The organism is Brevundimonas sp. BR2-1 (assembly GCF_037626195.1).
Lineage (GTDB): Bacteria > Pseudomonadota > Alphaproteobacteria > Caulobacterales > Caulobacteraceae > Brevundimonas.
Map to the genome: position 1 here is coordinate 1 of NZ_JARKMV010000007.1, position 1,223 is coordinate 1,223.

Annotated in this window: 1 protein-coding gene; it reads right to left on the reverse strand. The window is 70.4% G+C overall.

Going from position 1 to position 1,223, the window contains the following annotated elements; genetic code table 11:
• Positions 1 to 114 precede the first annotated feature (114 nt).
• The coding region (locus BrevBR_RS16530) for an OmpA family protein (protein ID WP_340001700.1) at positions 115 to 1,223 on the reverse strand (1,109 nt) is incomplete at its 5' end.

Consider the following 1,223-nt stretch of genomic DNA (forward strand, 5'->3'; position numbering starts at 1 on the left):
CCCCACAAAGCAAGAACCCCCGGCCCTCTTTCGAGGACCGGGGGCTGCTTTTTGTCTGGCCTGCCGGCCTTCGGCCTGCTTGAGGCCGAAGGCTGGCCGATCGGCCTTCCGGTTTTAGCGGAAGTTGATGCCGATGGTGGCGCGACGGTTGAGGGGCTCGCGCACGCCGTCGGCGGTCGGGCGGGCCAGGGCGGTTTCGCCCTTGCCGTCCAGCGAGATCACGCCGCCGTTGACGCCCTGGGCGACCAGCGCGTCCGCAACGGTGCGGGCGCGGCGGTTGGACAGGCCGACGTTATAGGCGGCCGAGCCCGAGGTGTCGGCGTGGCCGACGACCAGCACGCGGGTCGGACGGCCCGACTTGGCGTAGTTGGCGGCCTGGGTGACCACCGACGAGGCTTCGGCCGTGAGGTCCGAACGATCCCAGTCGAAATACACCACGAACTCACGCGCGGCCGGAACTGCCGGAGGCGGCGGCGGCGGCGGGGGAGGCGGCGGCGGGGGCGGCGGGGGCGGAGGCGGCGGCGGCGGCGGCACATAGGCCGGCTCGTCGGCGCCGAACGCATAGCGCAGGCCCAGGGTCACGGTGTGGCTTTCGTCATAACGGCCCTGGAAGGGACCCATGTCGGCAGCGGCCGTCGAGGCGAAGGTGTCGAACTCGATGTTCGAGACCAGATAGCGGTAGGTCAGGTCCAGATGGGCCCGGTCGCTGATCGCCCAGGCCAGGCCGGCGATGCCTTGCGCCGCCAGCTGGGCGGAGCTGTCGTCCGCGCCCAGACCGATGGTCCGGTCGTTGAAGCTGGTGCCCACGAAGCTGGTGTCGACGCGGTTCACGCCGGCGCCCAGGCCGATGAACGGACGCAGGGCGTCGCCTTCGCTGCCGAAGTCGAACAGCACGTTCACCATCAGGGTGGCGGCCTTGAACTCGCCGTCCGGAGCCACGCAGGGACCCGTCGACACGTTGCAGATCGCCGCCGGATTGCCGCCCGGACCCGGACGATCCATCATCTCGATGTCGTTCTGGCGATAGCCGCCTTCCAGCTCCACGCGCCAGTTCTGGTCGAACCGGTAGCCCAGACGCGCAAACGCGGCCCAGTCGCCCTCGGTCCCGATGTTGAACGCGGCCGGTCCCGTCTGGGAGACCGTCTCTACGTCGCCCAACGTGTGGTAGCCCGCGTCAATCGCGCCATACCAGCCGTTCGGCTCAGCCGCCGCCGCGCCGGCTG